The organism is Pleomorphomonas diazotrophica, assembly GCF_002844595.1.
Lineage (GTDB): Bacteria > Pseudomonadota > Alphaproteobacteria > Rhizobiales > Pleomorphomonadaceae > Pleomorphomonas > Pleomorphomonas diazotrophica.
This window is the reverse complement of sequence record NZ_PJNW01000002.1, coordinates 846,219-863,868: the sequence shown is the minus strand read 5'-3', so window position 1 is coordinate 863,868 and position 17,650 is coordinate 846,219. Positions and strand designations below refer to the sequence as shown.

Below are 17,650 nucleotides of genomic sequence, written 5' to 3'. Positions count from 1 at the left end.
AACCCCCGGCGGAATCCTCCCATGTCCCTCTCGATGGCCCTCAACGTCGCCAACTCCTCGCTGCAGACCTCCGGTGTGCAGACGGCGACGACGTCGCGCAACATCGCCGGCGCCAAGGAGGCTTCCTACTCGCGCAAGTCGGCCGTGGTCGTCACCGGCACCGGCGGCACCGTTCAGGTGATGTCGATCCAGCGCGCCACCGATGCCGCCCTCTACAAGACCATGCTGAAGGCGACCTCAGCCTCGGCCACGCAGGACGCGTTGCTCGACGGTCTCACCAAGCTGTCCCAGACCATTGGCGACCCCGAACTCGATCAGAGCCCGGCGGCCAAGCTGGGTGATCTCAACGACAAACTGCAGCAGTATGCCGCCAATCCCAGCAACACCATTCTCGCCCAGTCGGTCCTGAGTTCGGCCTCCACTCTGGCCACCACCCTCAACCAGGCGACCACGACGGTTCAGTCCACGCGAGCGCTTGCCGACGCCGACATGGCAACCTCGGTCCAGCGCATCAACGATCTGCTCGCCAAGATCGATACGCTCAATACCACCATCGTCCACGGGACGGTGACCGGTGCCGACATCACCGACAGCCTGGACAGCCGCGACAACCTGATTTCCCAGCTTTCCGAGGAGATTGGTATTTCCGTGGTGGCGCGCGACAACAATGATGTCGCCATCTACACGGACGGCGGCGTGACCCTGTTCGAGACCCACCCCCGCGAGGTTAGCTTCCAGGCAACCAATATCTTCAGCGCATCCACCGTCGGCAATGCGGTCTATGTCGACGGCGTCGCCGTGGTTGGTGGCTCGTCTTCGATGCCCAGCACGACTGGCCGCCTTGCCGGCCTCGCCACGTTGCGCGACGAGGTGGGCGTCACCTATCAGAGCCAGCTCGATGAAATTGCCCGCGGCCTGATCGAGGCATTCTCGGAAACCGATCCGTCCGGCATCGGTCCGGACGTGCCGGGACTGTTCACCTGGCCGGCGGGCACGATACCGGCCACAGCCACCATCGAAACCGGGCTTGCCGGCCTCATCAAGGTCAATCCTGCTGTCGATCCTTCGACCGGCGGCAACCTCGACCTCATTCGCGACGGCATCACCTACGACTACAACACCACCAACGAGGCCGGTTATGCCACGCGCCTGAACGCTATCGTCACCGAACTTGGCGAAGCGCGGGTGTTCGATCCGGACTCGGGTGCCGACCCCACGAACACGCTCGCCGACTACGCCGCATCCTCGGCCAGCTGGCTCGAGTTCAATCGGCAGCAGGTCGACACGTCATCGACCTACCAGTCGACCATGCTGCAGCGCGCCTCCGAAGCGCTGTCCAACACCACCGGCGTCAACCTCGACGACGAGCTGTCCAAGCAGCTTGAGATCGAGCGCACCTACGCGGCGTCCGCCAAGCTCATCTCGGCGGTCGACCAAATGCTTCAAGATCTGCTCAACGCCGTCTGAGAGAGGAGTGAGACATGAAAACCACCTACATCTCGACCCAGGCGGCGTCCACGGCGTCCCGTCTTTCCATCCTCAAGATGCAGACCGAGCTCGCCAAGAACACCAAGGAGCTGAGTTCCGGCCGCTGGGCCGACGTCGGTTTGGAGCTCGGCAACAAGACTGGGCGCACCATTTCGCTCCGCCAGGACTACCAGCGCCTCGACGCCATCCGCGATACCAACGGTCTCGTCGCCTCGCGCCTCGACACTAGCCAGGCGGCGCTCGATGGCGTGCTGAAGAGCGCCCAGGACTTTGCGGCCTCGCTGATCGCCGTCCGGTCAGGCAAGGTCGGCGCGGAAGTGATCGCGGACGATGCCAAGAACAACCTCCAGTCGCTGATCGCCTCGCTCAACACGTCCATCAACGGCGAATATCTGTTCGCCGGCATCAACACCGACGTCCGTCCGGTTGCCGACTATTTCGCCACGCCGACCTCGGCCACCAAGGCGGCCTTCGACACCGAGCTTGCCAACTATTGCGTAAGCGTCGGCGCCGCCACGCCCGGCGATCTCTCGGCCAGCGATCTTGCGACCTTCATCGACGTCAACCTTGCCGGCATGTTCGACGCGACAAGCTGGACCGACCCGGCGACCGGCTGGTCGTCTGCCTCAGGTCAGAACGTCAAGAGCCGTATCTCGACATCGGAACTGATCGAGACTTCGGCCAACGCCAACGATCCGGCCTTCCGCAAGCTGGCCATGGCCTACACCATGATCAGCGAACTTGCCGACAGCGGCCTGTCGGAGATGGCCTATCAGAGCCTGATCGACAAGACCGCCCAGATCGTCGGCAACGCCACCGTGGACGTCACCGTCGTCAAGGCGCGGCTCGGCACCGCGCAGGAGCGCGTCAGCAATGCCAACGGTCGCATCAAGGCCCAGATGGACATCTTGAATCGCAACATCAACAACTTCGAGCAGGTCGACCCGATCGAAGCCCAAACGCGCATTTCCGCGCTGGAGACGCAGCTCGACATGGCGTTCGCGCTGACCAGCCGCATGCAGCAGCTCAGCCTGCTCAACTACCTCTGATCCCTCCCGGTCCGCCGGGCGGCTCGCTTCATCTCAACCCGCAGGGTGTTTCATGCATCAGTTTTCCTACGCCGACATCGTCAGCGATGCCGTCAACCTCGCGCGCCAGCACGAGGCCGAGGCAATGGACCATGCCGTCGAACTCCTCGAACGGGCCAAGACCAAGGGCAGCCGGTCGCGCGAAGCGACCGACGCGGTCCTCTATCTCCGCCGTTTGTGGAGTTACCTCATCGAGGACCTCGCCAGCCCCGACAACGACCTGCCGGACAAGCTGCGCGCCGACCTCATTTCCATCGGCCTCTGGATCATCAAGGAGGCCGAGCAGATCCGCCGCAACGAGTCCGAGAACTTCGACGGACTGATTGAAATCAACGCCATCATTCGGGCGGGTCTCGCATGAGCAGCCGTTCGATGCACATCGGTCTCCGCGCCCGCGAGCGCCTCTACATCAACGGCGCGGTCATCCGCGTCGATCGCAAGGTGTCCATCGAGCTTCTGAACGACGTGAGCTTCCTGCTCGAAGCCCATGTCATGCAGCCCGAAGAGACCACCACCCCACTGCGCCAGCTCTACTTTGCCGTCCAGATGATCATGATCGACGGCGCCGACAATCGCAGTGCCCGCTCGATCGCCGCCGGACTGATCGCCTCGCTCGACCGGACGCTGATCAACCCCGATATCCGCACCGGCCTCCGGGCAGTCGAGGCACAGCTTGCCGCCGAACGCCCCTTCGATGCGCTCAAAACCATCCGCTCGCTGTTTCCGGTCGAGGCCGGCGTGCTGGGCGGGCTCATAGCCGCCTGATCCCGGAGGACGCGCCATGCAAGTCAACACCAACAACCAGAACTCCACTTCGTCATCGACGACAAAATCCTCCAGCAGTCCTTCCCTCGACTACGACGCCTTCCTGCAGCTGTTCATGGCCGAGATGAAGAACCAGGACCCGACGGCCCCGACGAGTTCGACGGAGTATATCGCGCAGTTCGCCACCTTCTCGCAGGTCGAACAATCGGTAGCCACCAACACCAAGCTCGACGGCCTCCTGTCGTCCCTTGCCCTGTCGCAGGCCGACGGCATCATCGGCCGTACGCTCACCTCCGAAGATGGCAGCATTTCCGGCAAGGTCACCGCGGTTCGCATCGTCAACGGCGGCGCGCTGGCCGACCTCGACACCGGCAAGTCGGTGGTGCTCGGCCCCGGCGTGGTCGTTACCTGATGAACGAGTTCGACGCCCTCGACCTGGTCCGAGACGCCATCTGGACCATCATCATCGGCTCCGGGCCGGCAGTCCTTGCGGCCATGACGGTGGGGGTGGTCATCGCGCTGTTGCAGGCGTTGACGCAGGTGCAGGAAATCACGCTGACCTTCATCCCCAAGATCGTCGCCATCCTGCTGACCATCGTCGCCACGGGCCCGTTCATCGGTGCCCAGATCTACGCCTTCACTGAAATCGTCTACGGCCGCATCGAAAGCGGATTCTAGAGCAGTTCCAGCAAAAGTGGGAACCGGTTTTGCGTCCGGAACTGCGTCTTAACAAGGATATAGAGGTTCCCCGGCGAACCTGTTTCCCGGAGAACCTCTAGCCCAGGACATGGGGCGCAAGCCCCGCTCCATCTACCGGGATTATTTCAGAACTGACCGCATTCAGGAGCACACCGCATGTCGAACCTCAGCCTGTCGCCCCCGGCCGGTGCCAAGAGTGCTTCAGGCTCGCGCGACATCGGCTTCGCCATCGGCATCGTCGCCATCCTGGCTGTGCTGTTCCTGCCGATCCCGCCGATCCTGATCGACACCGGGCTTGCAATGTCGATCGCTCTCTCGGTGCTCATCCTGATGGTGGCGCTGTGGATCCAGCGGCCGCTCGACTTCTCCTCCTTCCCGACCGTCCTCCTGATCGCCACGCTGCTGCGCCTTGCGCTCAACGTGGCGACGACGCGCCAGATCCTGGCGGGAGGGCACGCCGGCGACGGCGCTGCCGGACACATCATCCAGGGCTTCTCGCGGCTGGTGATGAGCGGCGACTTCGTGATCGGTCTGGTCATCTTCGCCATTCTGATCGTCGTCAACTTCGTGGTCATCACCAAGGGCGCCACCCGCATCGCCGAGGTCGGCGCCCGCTTCACGCTGGACGCCATTCCCGGCAAGCAGATGGCCATCGACGCCGACCTGTCGGCCGGCCTGATCACCGACAAGGAAGCGCAGCAGCGGCGGCGCGAGCTTGAGGAGGAAAGCACCTTCTTCGGCTCGATGGACGGCGCCTCGAAGTTCGTGCGCGGCGACGCCATCGCTGGCATCATCATCACCGCCGTCAACATCTTCGGCGGCATCGTCATCGGCTCCACCCGCCACGGCCTGCCGGTGTCGGAGGCGGCCGACGCCTTCGTCAAGCTCGCCGTCGGCGACGGCCTTGTCACCCAGATTCCGGCGTTGATCGTCTCGTTGGCCGCCGGCCTCCTGGTATCCAAGGGCGGTACGCGCGGTTCCGCCGAACAGGCGGTCATGGGGCAGCTGGGCGGCTATCCGCGCGCCCTCGTGGTGGCCGCCGGCCTTCTGGCCGGCCTGTCGCTGGTTCCCGGACTGCCGCTCCTGCCCTTCCTCATCCCGGCCGCTCTGATGGGCTTCGTCGCCCGGGCGATCCCCAAGCGTCGCGCCGAGCGTGCCGCCGCCGAGGCGGCCGAGAAGAGCCGGCTCGAACAGGCAACCAAGTCTGAGACCAAGGACTCGGTCAAGGAACAGCTTCGCACCAACGAGATCGAACTCTGCCTCGGCAAGCAGATTGCCGCGCGTATGATGAACAATCACGGCGAGCTGGCCCATCGCGTCGGCAAGATGCGGCGCAAGTTTGCCCAGCAGTATGGCTTCGTAGTCCCCGATATCAAGCTCGGCGACAGCGTGGCGATGCCGCAGAAGGAGTACCGCATCAAGATCCACGGCACGGTCATTGCCGCCCAGGAACTGCGGCTCGGCGAGGTGATGGTCATCACCGGTGATACGGCTGGGCCCGACGTGCCCGGCGACGAGACTCGTGAGCCGGCCTTCGGCATGAAGGCGATGTGGGTGTCGCAGGACTATGTGAACGAGGTGACGCGCGAGGGCTACTCGCCGATCGACAGCATGTCGGTGATGCTCACCCACCTGTCGGAGGTGCTACGCAACAATCTGCCGCAGCTCCTGTCCTACAAGGACATGCGCGTCCTGATCGATCGCCTCGATCCCGAGTACAAGCGCCTCGTCGACGACATCTGCCCGTCGCAGATCTCCTTCTCCGGCCTCCAGGCGGTGCTGAAGCTGCTGCTGGCCGAGCGCGTGTCGATCCGCAACCTTCATCTCATTCTCGAAGCGGTGGCCGAGATCGCCCCGCATGTCCGGCGTGCCGAGCAGATCGCCGAGCACGTTCGCATGCGCATCGCCCAGCAGATCTGCGGCGACCTGGCCGATGGCGGCACGCTCAAGGTATTGCGCCTCGGCAACCGCTGGGACCTGACGTTCCATCAGGGCCTGAAACGCGACGGCAAGGGCGACGTCATCGAGTTCGACATCGATCCGCGCCTCGTCGAACAGTTCGGCACCGAGGTGTCGGAAGCGGTCCGCAGCCGCCTGTCGCAGGGACACAGCTTTGCCGTGGTCACCGCGCCCGAGGCCCGCCCCTATGTGCGGCTCATCGTCGAGCGGCTGTTCCCGTCGCTGCCGGTGCTGAGCCACGTGGAAATCGCCCGCGGCGTCGAAGTGGAAGCGCTCGGAACCATTTCATGACCGGCGTCGGCTCGACCACCGTTCTGGCCGTATGCCTGTTGTTCTGCCGCATCGGCGGGGTGCTGATGCTGATGGTCGGCGTGTCCAGTGCCCGCGTGCCCATGCAGGTGCGTCTGTTTCTGGCCTTCGGCCTGACGCTCGCCGTGGCTCCCATGCTGGTCGACGAGGCCGCTGCGGCCATAACGGATGACGCGCCGGTAACGCTTCTGCGCCTCATCGCCGCCGAGACCTTCACCGGCCTCTTCATCGGACTTCTGGGCCGCCTGTTCTTCCTCGCCCTTCAGATGCTGTCGCATGCCATGGCGATGACCGCCGGCTTCTCGATGCCCGACACGGCGATCGAGGATCAGGAGGCGTTGCCGGCCATGACGGCCTTGATCATGTTGACGGCGACGCTGATGTTCTTCCTGACCGACCAGCACGCCAAGGTGCTGGAAGCGGTCATTTCCTCTTACAGGGTGCTGCCGGTTGCCGGCGCCTTCGATCCGCAGGGCAGCCTCATCGAAGTGACCGATACGCTCTCCACCGCCTTCTGGCTGGCGCTGCGTCTCGCCAGCCCCTTCATCATCTATGGCCTGGTGATCAACTTCACCCTCGGCCTCGTCAACAAGATGACGCCCTCGATCCCCGTCTACTTCATCTCGATGCCCTTCGTGATGTTCGGCGGCCTGATGCTTTTCTACTTCACCGCAGTCGAGTTCCAGCAACTGTTCGTGCTCGGCTTTTCCGACTGGCTGGCTTCGCAATGACCGCGCCCGACAAGAAACGCCTCGAAGCCATGCGTCGTATCGCCGAGCTCCGCCGGCAGCTCAAGCAGATCGAGGAACTGCGCCTTGCCCGCGTCATGCGCGAGGAAGCTGAGATCGACGAGAAATGCGTGGCGCTGATCGCCACGCTCAACGACGACACGCCGTTGCACGGACTGTTTGCCGGCCATATGGCGAGCCGTCTCAAACGTCTAACAGAGCAGCGTGCGCTGCTCGAACCGCTGAAGGCGCAACAGATTGCCGCCGTGATGACGGAGGCGCGCCACACGCGCTTCGCCGAGACCATGATCGACCGATTGGAGGTTGGCGTCGCCGCCGAGGAGGAGAAGCGCCAGCTCGAAAGCCTCGTCGAAGGCGCCCTCGCCCGACGACGCCACGCCAGCCTCGCTTAAGCTCGGCCGGCTAATCTGTTTCGCAACGTTTCCGGAGGACGCTGATGGCCATCTCTCCCCCGTCGGATATCATTCTCGACGTCGCCCGCGCCGCCGACCCCGAGCGGCTCAAGGTGGCAACTGCCAAGCTCGACCGCCTGGCGGAGACCGCCGGCACCGCCTTTGCCGACCTGATGCCCGCCGTATCCGAGGCCGGCAACGCTCTGGTCGCCTTGGCCGACACGGCGCCGGTCGTGGACCCGAGCCCCTCGGCACCCTTCGATCTTCACCGCGCCCGCCTTCGCCTTCAGAACGAGACGGCTCTGGCCAGCCGTGTGGACGCCGCGGAGGCCCTTGCTGGTGACCGTCGCTCCAAGACACTTGAAAGTTTCGAGGCAATGGTGCTCGGCACCTTTATCGGCTCGATGCTTCCTGAAGGGGCGGAGGGCGTCTATGGCTCCGGCACGGCCGGCGACGTATGGAAATCCATGCTCTCCGACCAGCTCGGCGTGCAGATGGCAAGAGCCGGCGGCATCGGCATAGCCGATCGCCTCGCTGCCGGACATGTGGCCGATGCCAGCACGGGCGCGGCCGGCCCCTCTCCGCTGCGCCTTGCCGCGCTTCTTTCAACCGTCCCGCGTATCTGACGTCCGACCAAATTTCGGAGTTTCCTGATGGACGAACCGCTCGCCGCCGTCTCCACTTCGTTTGAATCCGCCACTCCTACCGGGTTGTCCACCACCCCCGACGTCTGGAACGGTCCGGACGACAGCACGCCGATCGAGGTTCATGCGCTTCTCAAGGCCATTGCCCGTCTCGAACAGGTGGTGGATCAGGAAACGCAAACCCTCCGCGCTGGCGAGACGCCGGCCTTTGAGGACCTCAACTATCGCAAGAGCCATGGTCTCCTGGAACTGACGCGGGCCATGCGCCTCGTCGACCCCCTGAGCATTGGCGATGACCTGCGAGACCGGCTGGAGAGCTTCCGCGAACAGCTTGAGCGCAACCGAATGCTGCTCAAGACCCACCTCGACGCCACACGAGAGATCTCGGCCATTCTGACTGCGGCCATCCGTGACGCCGAATCCGACGGTACATACGCGCCGCCGCAGCGCTTGTGGACGTTGCCGCAATGAGCCGCCTGCTTCTCACCGGCCTCTGGGTCTGCGTCGTCACGCTGCTGTCGGCCTACAGCGCCGCCTGGTGGCTGGTGAACGGCAGCGTGGCAAAGCCGACGGCCGAGCCAACCTGGGAGGGTCTCCAGTATGTCAAGACGGAGCCGATCAACGTGCCGATGATCCGCGACGGCAAGCTGATGGGCTACAGCGTCCTGGAACTGGTGTTTACGGCTGACAGCACCCGCCTCAAGGAAGCGCCGGTGCCGCCGGAGCTGTTCGTCACAGACGAGGCCTTCCGAACGATCTATGGCGATGAAACCGTCGATCTCGACCACATCCAGCGCTACGATCTCAAGGCTTTCGCCGATGGCATCCGCCAGAAGGTCAACGTGCGCCTGAAAAGCGACATCGTCCAGGAGGTTCTGGTCGACCAGATCAGCTACTTCTCGCGCGACGCCATGAAGCAGTAGTCTTCAGTTCCGGCTTGCAAGAAAGGCGGCTCTCCTTGGTTGGAGGGCCGCCTCTTTCGTTGCAACTGCGTCGGACCGGTTCAGTTGGATGGCGCCGGCGGCGGCTGCATCTTCTCGGCAAGTTCCCGAAAGGCGTCCTGACTGAGCGGATCCGTCGGGTTCTGTCGGAGGCCGTCGTAGATGCGCGGCACCAGAGATACCGCCTGATCGAGCTCGGGGTCCTGGCCGGACTGATAGCCGCCCATCAGGCGCAGGTCGCGGGTATCCTCGAAGCGGGCGATCAGGCTCCTGAGCCTAAGCACGAGATCGCGTTCCTCGCGGCTCCAGACGTGCTGGGCAAGGCGGGAAATCGATGCGAGGACATTGACGGCCGGATAGCGGCCCTGATCGGCGATCGACCGATCCAGCACGATGTGGCCGTCGAGGGTGCCGCGGATGTTGTCGGCCACCGGATCGTTGTGATCGTCGCCATCGACCAGGACGGCGAACACGCCGGTGATCGACCCGCCGCCCTCCTCGCCGGGGCCGGCCCGTTCCAGGAGCTCGGGCAGGCTGGTGAAGACGCTCGGCGCGTAGCCGCGCGCCACGGCCGGCTCGCCGGCGGCGAGCGCTACGTCGCGGGCCGCATGGGCATAGCGCGTTACCGAGTCGACGATCAGCAGCACTTCCTCGCCACGGTCGCGAAAATACTCGGCGACCGCCATGGCGGTGCGAGGCGCCAGGCGCCGCATCATGGGGCTCTCGTCGCCGGTCGCCACCACCGTGACCGAACGGGCGCGGTTGTCGCCAAGGGAATCGTCGAGAAACTCGCGCACCTCGCGGCCGCGCTCGCCGACCAGCGCGATGACCACCGTGTCGAAAGCACGCGACCGGGCGATCATCGAGAGCGTTGTGGACTTGCCGACGCCGGATCCCGCGAAGATGCCGATGCGCTGGCCGGCGCAGATCGGCGTAAACAGATCGAAGGCGCGGACGCCGGTACGGATAGGCTTCTTGACGCGGGCGCGCCGAAGCGCGTTGGGCGGCCGACCGTCCACCGGCACGGCGACGCCGCCCGGCGTGAGCGGCCCGAGGCCGTCGACCGGCGCTGCCATGGCGTCGATGACGCGCCCCTTCCACGACGGATGCGGGGCCAGCACCACGGGCCCGGCATGCCAGGCAGCGGCGCCAAGACCGACGTCGAGGCGCGGGGCAAAGGGTTTGACGGTGACGCCATCGCCATCGATGCGCAGCACTTCGGCGAGCCTTGCGCCGTCGGCGGCTGCGATCTCGACGCGGTCTCCGAGGCGAACATGGCGCGACAGGCCGCGCAGGCGGAACGCGTCAGGCGCGACCTCCGACACCCGCCCGCCAATCCGCACGTAGCCGAGTTCATGAGCCGCCGTCGCGACTCGGTCGGCAAGGTTTTCAAGGCCGAAGCTTTTCGTCACGAGACCTGACCCAGCCGCTTGATGGCGTCTTGCATCGACTGTTCGGACTTGGTCGAAGCGTTGGTGACCTGCTCGAAGGCCCGGGTCACCTCGATGAGACGCGTCATCTCGAGCACCGGGTTGACGTTCGCCTCTTCGACGAAGCCCTGGGCAACGCCCTGGCCGACGAAATCGACCACCGGCACCGCCGGCTGATCGGGAATGACGCCCGAGTTGGTGCCACGTGCGAGCTTCGCCTCGTCGGGAATGGAGAACAGGCCGATGGCGCCGATCGCCCGGCCGTTCTGGGAGATCATGCCATCCCGACCGATGGTGAGGCGGCCGGCGTCGGTGTCGACCAGGATCGAAGCTCCGCCCGGATCGAGAATGGGATTGCCTGCCACGGTCTGGAGAACGCCGTCGGCGGAGATCTGCAAACGGCCGTCACGGGTGTAGACATTGCCGGTCGGCGTCTGCACCGCGAGCCAGCCTTCGCCGTCCACGGCGACGTCGAGATCGTTGCCCGTCTGGCGTAGTCCGCCCTTGTCGCGGGAAATGAAGGTCTGGCCCGTCGACGAGTAAGCGACCGGATCGGCGCCGGCCCGCGACAGATAGGTGTCGAACTTCACCTCGTCGGCGCGATAGCCGGCCGTAGAGAGATTGGCAACGTTGCTGGCCAGCGTATCGAGGCGGTTGGCAAGCGCCACCTGCGCCGACAGCGAGACGTAGAGAGAACTCTGCACGGTTCAACGGCCTCCGAGTTTCAGCCCTTGCAGGCTTTTCAAGGTATCGGCGCTCATCACCGTGCGGCTCTGGCCGGTGATCAGCGTGGCGACTGACGATGTCGCCGTGCTGCTGGGATTGGCAGCCTCCCACATGGCGGTGAAGCGGGTGAGAAACTTCTTGAGTTCGGCCGGCTTTGAAAGGCTTTTGATGTCGATCTTGCTTTCCATGTACTTGGCCTGAACGTCGATGTCGGCGTTGCCGGTCTGCGACGACAAGCCCAGCGCGGTCTGCGCCACCTTGAGAAGCGCGGGGTCGGCGAGAATGCTGTAGCCGGACGTGATGGTCGGCGCCTTGCGCTCGAAATAAAGGGCAAGGCGAACGCCCTCGTTTTCCTTGCCAGCTTGGGTTTCGATCGTCTGCCGAAGATAGCTGGAGACGGTGGTCTCCACCTGCTTGCTTGTCTGGACGCGGACGGTCCCGTCTTCGGAGAAGTTGAATGCCGCAGCGAAGTCCCTCCATGCCGGGTTGGTCTGGCGGGCGGCGAAGCTGTCGGCGTCTGCGGGATCGGACGTGAGGATGCGCCGAAGAAAAGACTTGGCACTGGCTGCCGTGCCAGGGGGCTCGACGCCGAAGGCGGTAGTGGCATAGGCGACTAGCGTGTTGTCGGCGAGAAAATCGTCGACCGTCTTCACCGTCGGCAGCATCTCCTCATAGGCGAGCGTTCCGAAGCGGATCAGCGTGGCGGAGTCGCCCTGTTCGGCGGCCTTGACGGCATATCTATTCTCGATGTCGGAGAGCGCTTCCGGGCTTTGCGCCGAGGGCTTGAGGAAAGAGAAGGCCTTGGCGAACTCCTGGTAGCGCTTGTCGACGAGCTTGTTGGCAAAGCTCTTGGGGTCGCTGAGGTCGCTCTCCAACACCTTGCGCATGAAGGCCTTGGCGTAGGTCATGTCCTCAAGGCCGTAGGCCTTCATCGCATAGGAGTACAGGCGATGATCGCCGAAGAACTCCTCAAGGTTCGCCACCTTGCCGATGTTCTCACGGTAATACTCGCTTGCCCGCTTGACGTCCGGCTGGGCCGCCGTGCGCTTCACCGTCGCCGACATGTCGCGGGTGATCATCTGATAGCTGAGCGGCGTCGACAGCATGGCCTTTCTCCTTGTCTTGCCTTGATGTTTGCCGCCCGAACCTTGCACGTGGCTGGTCAGAGACCGCCCAAGCCTCGCACAAGCCTCGCCGCCTAGACCCGACGGCAGGCAACCACGAGAAGGAGCAGAGCCTTGGGTAGTTTGATCGGCTTCATCATCGCGATCGGCTCCTTGCTCGGCGGCTACGCGGCGCTTGGCGGACATCTCACGGTGCTGTGGCAGCCGTGGGAATTCGTGATCATCGGCGGCACGGCCCTCGGCATTTTCATCGTCGGCAACACGTTGCGCACGGTGCGGGACACCGGCCGCGGCGTGCTAGAGGCGGTGCTGGGCAACGTGCCCCGGCGAGAGCATTATCTCGGCGTGCTCGAGGTGCTCTACGCCCTGATGCGCGAGTTGAGATCCAAGGGGCGCAGCGACGTCGAGAAGCACATCGAAGACCCGGAGAATTCCGAAATTTTCCGCAAGGTACCCTATGTCACCCGCGACAAGGAAATGCGCGCCTTCATCTGCGACTACTTCCGGCTGATCATCGTCGGCAACGCCCGGCCGCATGAGGTCGAGCAGTTGATGGACGAGGAAATCCAGACCATCGCCCACGAGCGGCTGATGCCCTACCTCGCTCTCGGCGCGATTGCCGAGGCACTGCCGGCGCTCGGCATCGTCGCCGCCGTGCTCGGCGTCATCAAGGCGATGGGCGCCATCGACCAGTCGCCGCAGATTCTCGGCGCGCTGATCGGCGCCGCCCTGGTTGGCACCTTCGGTGGCATCTTCCTGTCCTACGGCGTGGTGGCGCCGATCGCCGGCAAGATCAAGGCGACACGCGAGCGCCAGCTCGCCCCTTACATTCTGATCAAGCAGACGCTGATCGCCTCAATGAACGGGGCCGTGCCCCAGATCGCGCTCGAATACGGGCGCAAGACCATCCCTGCCCACCAGCGGCCGACCATCGACGACGTCGAGGATGAGGTCATCTCCTCACCCACGCAGGCCGCCGCGAAGGCCGGTGAAGCCGCCCAGCGGAGTGCTGCCTGATGGCCAGCCTGCATAGCGCCACCCGCCCGGTTTCCGACAAGCTTCTCGATGCGAGCGGCATTTCGGTCGACCGCATCCCGATGCTGCACGTCGCCTTCGACCGTCTGGCGACGCACTGCGCGGATAGTCTCCGCCAGATGTCGGCCTCCCCGGCCTACTTCTCGCTATCCAATGTCGCCCCGGCGCGCATCGACGACGTGTTGGACGAATACGAGGCCAACGCCATCGCCGGCGTCTTCCACGTGCCGGCCTGGGACTCGCGCATTCTCGTCGGCTTCGACCGCGACTTCGTCTTCTCCATGGTCGAGGTGCTGTTCGGCGCCGATGGCAGCGAACCGCCGATCGACGTCGAGCGTCCCTTCTCGAACATCGAGATCAACATCGCCCAGGCGATCTTCGAGCGCATGGCCAAGGTGCTGCCGCTCGCCTTCGGCGCCCCTCACGATACCGCCTTCAAGTTCGAGCGCATCGAAACGCGCATGGACTTCGCGATCATCGGGCGTCGCAACAACCAGGCACTGGTCGCCAGGTTTCTGTTGCAGGCCCTCAATCGCGGCGGCGAGATGTTCGTCATCCTGCCGCAGTCGGCCCTGAACCCGGTGCGTGAAACGCTGGCCAACACCATGGCCGGCGAGGCGGCGCCGCGCGATCCGCGCTGGGCGCGCCAGATCCAGAGCGAGGTGCAGCGCACCGAGATGCGCATTGACGCCATCCTCGAAGAGCGACTGATCGACCTCCTCGATGTCACCAACTTCGAGGTCGGCCAGGTCATCGAACTGCAGGCGACGCCACGCAGCCGCGTCAAGCTGACCTGTCGCGGCGAGCCTCTGTTCTGGTGCCAGCTCGGCCAGAGCAACGGTCTCTACACCATCAAGATCGACGAACACGTCGATGCCGATCAGGAGTTCCTCAATGACATCCTTTCTCGTTGAAAGCATCCTGCTGATCGCACTGATTGGCACCATCGCCGGCCTGCTCGTCTTCCGGCGCGAACTGCGCGAGCTCAAGTCCCATCAGGCAACCTATGCCAGCTCGCTCGACGAGACCGGCGTTGCCCTGATGACGGTCGGCAACGCCATCCGCGAGATCAACATGCAGGGCCTGACCACGCTTCAGAACCTGATCGTCGAAATCGAAAGGGCCCGGTCCATGCTCGATGAGCTGGAAAAGGCCGCCGGCCTCGCCCCGGCTGAACCGACGAGACGCGCCGCGCGAACCGCCGGCCGCTGATCGCCAGGCCCCGTCCCAACGCAATTTCAGGAAAAAGGATAGGATCATGGCCCGCAGTTCCAAGACTCAGCGCGACATTGACGAGATCATGGCCGAGATGGACGGCCCCTCCGCCCCGACACCGGCCGGAGATGTTCTGGAGGCAGTTGCCGTCGAGACGATCGCCAGCCGCGAGGCCGAGGACGAGCCTCGGGAAGAGAGTGGCCCCAGCGTCGAAGACAGTTTCGGGACGGTGCGCAACCTCGAGGCGGTGATGCGCATCCCCGTCACCATCCAGGTGGTTCTCGGCTCCGCCGTCATGCCGGTCGCCAACTTGATGAAGCTGCGGCGCGGCTCGGCCATTCCGCTCGACCATCGCGTCGGCGAGCCGGTCGACGTCGTGGTCAACGGTCGCACCGTCGCCCGCGGCGAAGTGGTGGTGGTCGAAGACGATACGTCCCGCTTCGGCATCTCGCTCACCGAGATCATCGGCGGCAACGCCTCCAACGCCTGAACAGCAGACGGAAGATCATGGCAGCCTCGGCTTCGGCGAAAAAGAACAAGAGCGACCGCGCCCTGCAGGGCCCCGACAAGGCGGCGGTCCTGCTGCTGGCCCTCGGCCAGCCGTTGTCGGGTCGGCTGCTCTCCCATTTCGATACCGGCGAGATCAAGCAGGTCACCCGTTCAATCGCCGATCTCGGCGCCGTTTCGGCCAAGCAGATCTCCGACATCGTCGAGGAGTTTGCCACCCGCTTCACGGGCGGCAATCTGCTCGGCACGGTCAGCGACGTCGAGAAGATGCTGACGGGCATCCTGCCGCCCGACCAGGTGTCCGACATCATGTCGGACGTGCTCGGCTACGCCAACCGCTCCATCTGGGACCGGATCTCCTCGGTTTCCGAGGCGATCTTCGCCAACTACCTCCAGAAGGAGCACCCGCAGACGGCCGCGCTCATCCTCTCCAAGGTGCGCCCGAGCTTCGCTGCCCGCACCATGAGCCATCTGCCGCAGCCGCTGCGCCACGAGCTGATGCGCCGCATGCTGAACCTCAAGCCGATCGTCGAGGACACGGTGGCGATCGCCGAACGCACGCTGCATGAGGACTTCATGCTGAACTTCTCGCGCAACATGGGTGCCGACACCCATGCCCGCATGGCCGACATCCTGAACAAGATGGAACGTCAGGACATGGAGGACGCGCTCGAGGGCATCAAGAAGGTGAAGCCGGAATCCGCCGAGATGCTGAAGGGCCTCCTGTTCACCTTCGACGACATCGTCAACCTGGCCCCGCGCGCCCGGCAGGCCATCTTCGACCAGATCCCGACCGAACGGGTGGTGCTGGCCCTCAAGGGCACCGACCTCGAGTTCCGCGACGCCATCCTGTCGTCCCTCGCCGCGCGCGCACGCCGCATCGTCGAGAACGAACTGGCCACCAGCGAGCCCTCGCCACAGCGCGACGTGCTCGAGGCACGCCGGGTGATTGCCGATCTGGCGCTCGATATGGCCGGTCGCGGCGAGATCGAGCTCAATTCCGATCAGGATGACGACACCTACGTGCGCTGAGGTGCGTCATGAGCGACGAGCCGGAACAAGACAGTAAAACCGAGGAAGCAACCCCTAAGAAAACTCAGGACGCCATCGAGAAGGGCAACATAGCCCAGTCGCGCGAACTGCCGGTCCTGTTCTCCCTCGGCGCCATGCTGATCGTCATGGTCTGGGTGCTCGGCAACGGCGCCGCGCGGCTTGCCTCCACCCTTCGCGGCTTCCTCGACAACCCCGGAGACGTCCGCCTTGAACAGGGACAGGATGCCGTTCTGTTGCTCAATGCCATCGGCCTCGAAATGGGCCGTTTCCTGGTGCCGGCCATCGTCATCTTCACGGTCGCCGGCCTGGCCGGCGCCTTCGTGCAGAACGTGCCGCAGGTGGTGTTCGACCGCATCAAGCCGGAGCTTGGGCGTCTCTCCCTCGCCAAGGGATGGAAGCGTCTTTTCGGTCTTCAGAGCCTCGTCGAGTTCGGTAAGGCGCTGTTCAAGTTCAGCGCCACGGCTCTCGTGGTGTCGATCATCCTCAAAACCGAACAGCATCGGATGGTGAACGCCATGTTCTCCGACCCAGGCGCCCTGGTCGACTCCACCGTCGGCATCGCCATCCACTTGCTCTCCGCCGTCTGCATCGCCACGGTGCTGCTGGTGGCCGCCGACCTCATCTGGGCTCGCATCCAGTGGCGGCGCAACCTGCGCATGACCAAGCAGGAGGTGAAGGACGAGTTCAAGAACACCGAGGGTGACCCGCTGGTCAAGGCGCGCATGCGCTCGCTGGCCCGCGATCGCATCCGTCATCGCATGATGGCCAGCGTCCCCCGCGCGACATTGGTGCTCGCCAACCCCACCCACTATGCCATCGCGCTGCGCTACGTCTACGAGGAAGGCGGCGCGCCGGTGGTGCTCGCCAAGGGTCAGGACCTCGTTGCCCTGAAGATCCGCGAGATCGCCGAAGAGAATGGAATCCCGGTGGTTGAGGATAAATTGCTAACCAGGGCCATGTACGGTAAGGTGGAACTCGACCAGATGATCCCCGTCGAGTTCTACCGGGCCGTGGCGGAAATCATCTATCTGCTTCAGGTTCGGTCGACCGATAGTCACCTGCCTGCCATCGTCAACGGCCACCCATGACGGACACCCGGAACGACCACCGATCCATAGCTCGAGAGAAGGCTATCGCCGAGGGCGTCAAGGACGTCGCGGCCGAGCTGCGCCTGATCGACATCGTCAATCTGGTCGTCTACATCCAGCTTGAGAAGCACGGCAACCTTGACGACCTCGTTGCCTCCTCGGTCGAGCTCTATTTCAAGCCCGACACGCTTCGCTACGGCTGGCGCGCCGCCGTCGACACCGACTGGTCCGGACCGACCACGGTGACGCTCGACATGGAGTTCCAGAACCAGGGCGTGACGGTGTTCTTCAGCCTGATCCTCGGCCCGCTCAACGCCGGTGTCGAGATCCACTACTTTGCCGTCTCAGGTTCTTCCGGTGATCCGGAAGAGAACACACATCGTCTCGTCGAAGCCATTGCCGACGCGCGGCTCGTTCCGATCGGCTGATCGGCGCGGC

At 64.4% G+C, this 17,650-nt stretch carries 22 protein-coding genes; 19 read left to right on the top strand and 3 right to left on the bottom strand.

Annotation, left to right across the window (positions count from 1 at the left end; genetic code table 11):
* Positions 1–21 precede the first annotated feature (21 nt).
* The 12 genes from flgK (at position 22) to CXZ10_RS04935 (ending at position 9,016) form a co-directional block, all read left to right on the top strand.
* The gene (flgK, locus tag CXZ10_RS04990) at positions 22–1,467 is read left to right on the top strand and encodes a flagellar hook-associated protein FlgK (protein WP_101287977.1); all 1,446 of its coding nucleotides are present in this window, start codon (positions 22–24) and stop codon (positions 1,465–1,467) included.
* 14 nt (positions 1,468–1,481) lie between these two features.
* Positions 1,482–2,537, top strand: a complete 1,056-nt coding sequence (locus CXZ10_RS04985; protein ID WP_101287976.1) for a flagellar hook-associated family protein — start codon at positions 1,482–1,484, stop codon at positions 2,535–2,537.
* Between the two features lie 52 nt (positions 2,538–2,589).
* Positions 2,590–2,937 (top strand): flagellar biosynthesis regulator FlaF, encoded by a 348-nt coding sequence (gene flaF / locus CXZ10_RS04980; RefSeq protein WP_101287975.1) that lies wholly within the window; start codon positions 2,590–2,592, stop codon positions 2,935–2,937.
* Positions 2,934–3,341: a flagellar biosynthesis repressor FlbT gene (flbT, locus tag CXZ10_RS04975; RefSeq protein WP_244617072.1), complete on the top strand. Its 408-nt coding sequence runs from the start codon at positions 2,934–2,936 to the stop codon at positions 3,339–3,341. The genes flaF and flbT overlap by 4 nt, the downstream gene beginning before the upstream one ends.
* Before the next feature lie 16 nt (positions 3,342–3,357).
* Positions 3,358–3,753, top strand: a complete 396-nt coding sequence (gene flgD / locus CXZ10_RS04970) for a flagellar hook assembly protein FlgD (RefSeq protein ID WP_101287974.1) — start codon at positions 3,358–3,360, stop codon at positions 3,751–3,753.
* Positions 3,753–4,019, top strand: a complete 267-nt coding sequence (fliQ, locus tag CXZ10_RS04965; protein ID WP_100079153.1) for a flagellar biosynthesis protein FliQ — start codon at positions 3,753–3,755, stop codon at positions 4,017–4,019. Before flgD ends, fliQ begins: the two co-directional genes overlap by 1 nt.
* A gap of 177 nt (positions 4,020–4,196) precedes the next feature.
* On the top strand, positions 4,197–6,290 hold the full coding sequence (flhA, locus tag CXZ10_RS04960; protein WP_101287973.1) for a flagellar biosynthesis protein FlhA: 2,094 nt from the start codon (positions 4,197–4,199) through the stop codon (positions 6,288–6,290).
* Positions 6,287–7,039, top strand: coding sequence for a flagellar biosynthetic protein FliR (locus tag CXZ10_RS04955; RefSeq protein ID WP_101287972.1), 753 nt, complete (start codon positions 6,287–6,289; stop codon positions 7,037–7,039). Before flhA ends, CXZ10_RS04955 begins: the two co-directional genes overlap by 4 nt.
* Positions 7,036–7,449, top strand: coding sequence for a hypothetical protein (locus tag CXZ10_RS04950; protein WP_101287971.1), 414 nt, complete (start codon positions 7,036–7,038; stop codon positions 7,447–7,449). The genes CXZ10_RS04955 and CXZ10_RS04950 overlap by 4 nt, the downstream gene beginning before the upstream one ends.
* A gap of 44 nt (positions 7,450–7,493) precedes the next feature.
* Positions 7,494–8,075, top strand: coding sequence for a rod-binding protein (locus CXZ10_RS04945; protein ID WP_101287970.1), 582 nt, complete (start codon positions 7,494–7,496; stop codon positions 8,073–8,075).
* 27 nt (positions 8,076–8,102) lie between these two features.
* Entirely contained in the window at positions 8,103–8,564 is a 462-nt protein-coding gene (locus CXZ10_RS04940) for a flagellar biosynthesis protein FlgN (protein ID WP_101287969.1), read from the top strand.
* Complete coding sequence (locus CXZ10_RS04935; protein WP_101287968.1) at positions 8,561–9,016, top strand: hypothetical protein; 456 nt, start codon at positions 8,561–8,563, stop codon at positions 9,014–9,016. Before CXZ10_RS04940 ends, CXZ10_RS04935 begins: the two co-directional genes overlap by 4 nt.
* An 80-nt stretch (positions 9,017–9,096) precedes the next feature.
* Here CXZ10_RS04935 and fliI read toward each other — a convergent pair whose 3' ends face one another.
* The 3 genes from fliI to CXZ10_RS04920 are packed head-to-tail and all read right to left on the bottom strand — an operon-like array spanning position 9,097 to position 12,296.
* Positions 9,097–10,446 (bottom strand): flagellar protein export ATPase FliI, encoded by a 1,350-nt coding sequence (fliI, locus tag CXZ10_RS04930; RefSeq protein ID WP_101287967.1) that lies wholly within the window; start codon positions 10,444–10,446, stop codon positions 9,097–9,099.
* On the bottom strand, positions 10,443–11,168 hold the full coding sequence (gene flgF, locus CXZ10_RS04925) for a flagellar basal-body rod protein FlgF (RefSeq protein ID WP_101287966.1): 726 nt from the start codon (positions 11,166–11,168) through the stop codon (positions 10,443–10,445). Before flgF ends, fliI begins: the two co-directional genes overlap by 4 nt.
* A gap of 3 nt (positions 11,169–11,171) precedes the next feature.
* Positions 11,172–12,296, bottom strand: coding sequence for a DUF1217 domain-containing protein (locus CXZ10_RS04920; protein WP_180335861.1), 1,125 nt, complete (start codon positions 12,294–12,296; stop codon positions 11,172–11,174).
* Positions 12,297–12,428: 132 nt separating this feature from the next.
* Here CXZ10_RS04920 and motA point away from each other — a divergent pair, with 132 nt between their 5' ends.
* From motA to CXZ10_RS04885, 7 genes are read left to right on the top strand one after another with little or no spacing between them, the layout of a single operon-like run.
* Complete coding sequence (motA, locus tag CXZ10_RS04915; protein WP_101288365.1) at positions 12,429–13,331, top strand: flagellar motor stator protein MotA; 903 nt, start codon at positions 12,429–12,431, stop codon at positions 13,329–13,331.
* Positions 13,331–14,263: a flagellar motor switch protein FliM gene (locus tag CXZ10_RS04910; protein ID WP_101287964.1), complete on the top strand. Its 933-nt coding sequence runs from the start codon at positions 13,331–13,333 to the stop codon at positions 14,261–14,263. Before motA ends, CXZ10_RS04910 begins: the two co-directional genes overlap by 1 nt.
* Positions 14,244–14,561 (top strand): hypothetical protein, encoded by a 318-nt coding sequence (locus CXZ10_RS04905; protein ID WP_101287963.1) that lies wholly within the window; start codon positions 14,244–14,246, stop codon positions 14,559–14,561. The genes CXZ10_RS04910 and CXZ10_RS04905 overlap by 20 nt, the downstream gene beginning before the upstream one ends.
* A 46-nt stretch (positions 14,562–14,607) precedes the next feature.
* Entirely contained in the window at positions 14,608–15,054 is a 447-nt protein-coding gene (gene fliN, locus CXZ10_RS04900) for a flagellar motor switch protein FliN (RefSeq protein WP_245412972.1), read from the top strand.
* 17 nt (positions 15,055–15,071) lie between these two features.
* Positions 15,072–16,103, top strand: coding sequence for a flagellar motor switch protein FliG (locus CXZ10_RS04895; protein WP_101287962.1), 1,032 nt, complete (start codon positions 15,072–15,074; stop codon positions 16,101–16,103).
* Positions 16,104–16,111: 8 nt separating this feature from the next.
* Complete coding sequence (gene flhB, locus CXZ10_RS04890) at positions 16,112–17,212, top strand: flagellar biosynthesis protein FlhB (RefSeq protein ID WP_101287961.1); 1,101 nt, start codon at positions 16,112–16,114, stop codon at positions 17,210–17,212.
* On the top strand, positions 17,209–17,640 hold the full coding sequence (locus tag CXZ10_RS04885; RefSeq protein ID WP_101287960.1) for a hypothetical protein: 432 nt from the start codon (positions 17,209–17,211) through the stop codon (positions 17,638–17,640). The genes flhB and CXZ10_RS04885 overlap by 4 nt, the downstream gene beginning before the upstream one ends.
* Positions 17,641–17,650 lie beyond the last annotated feature (10 nt).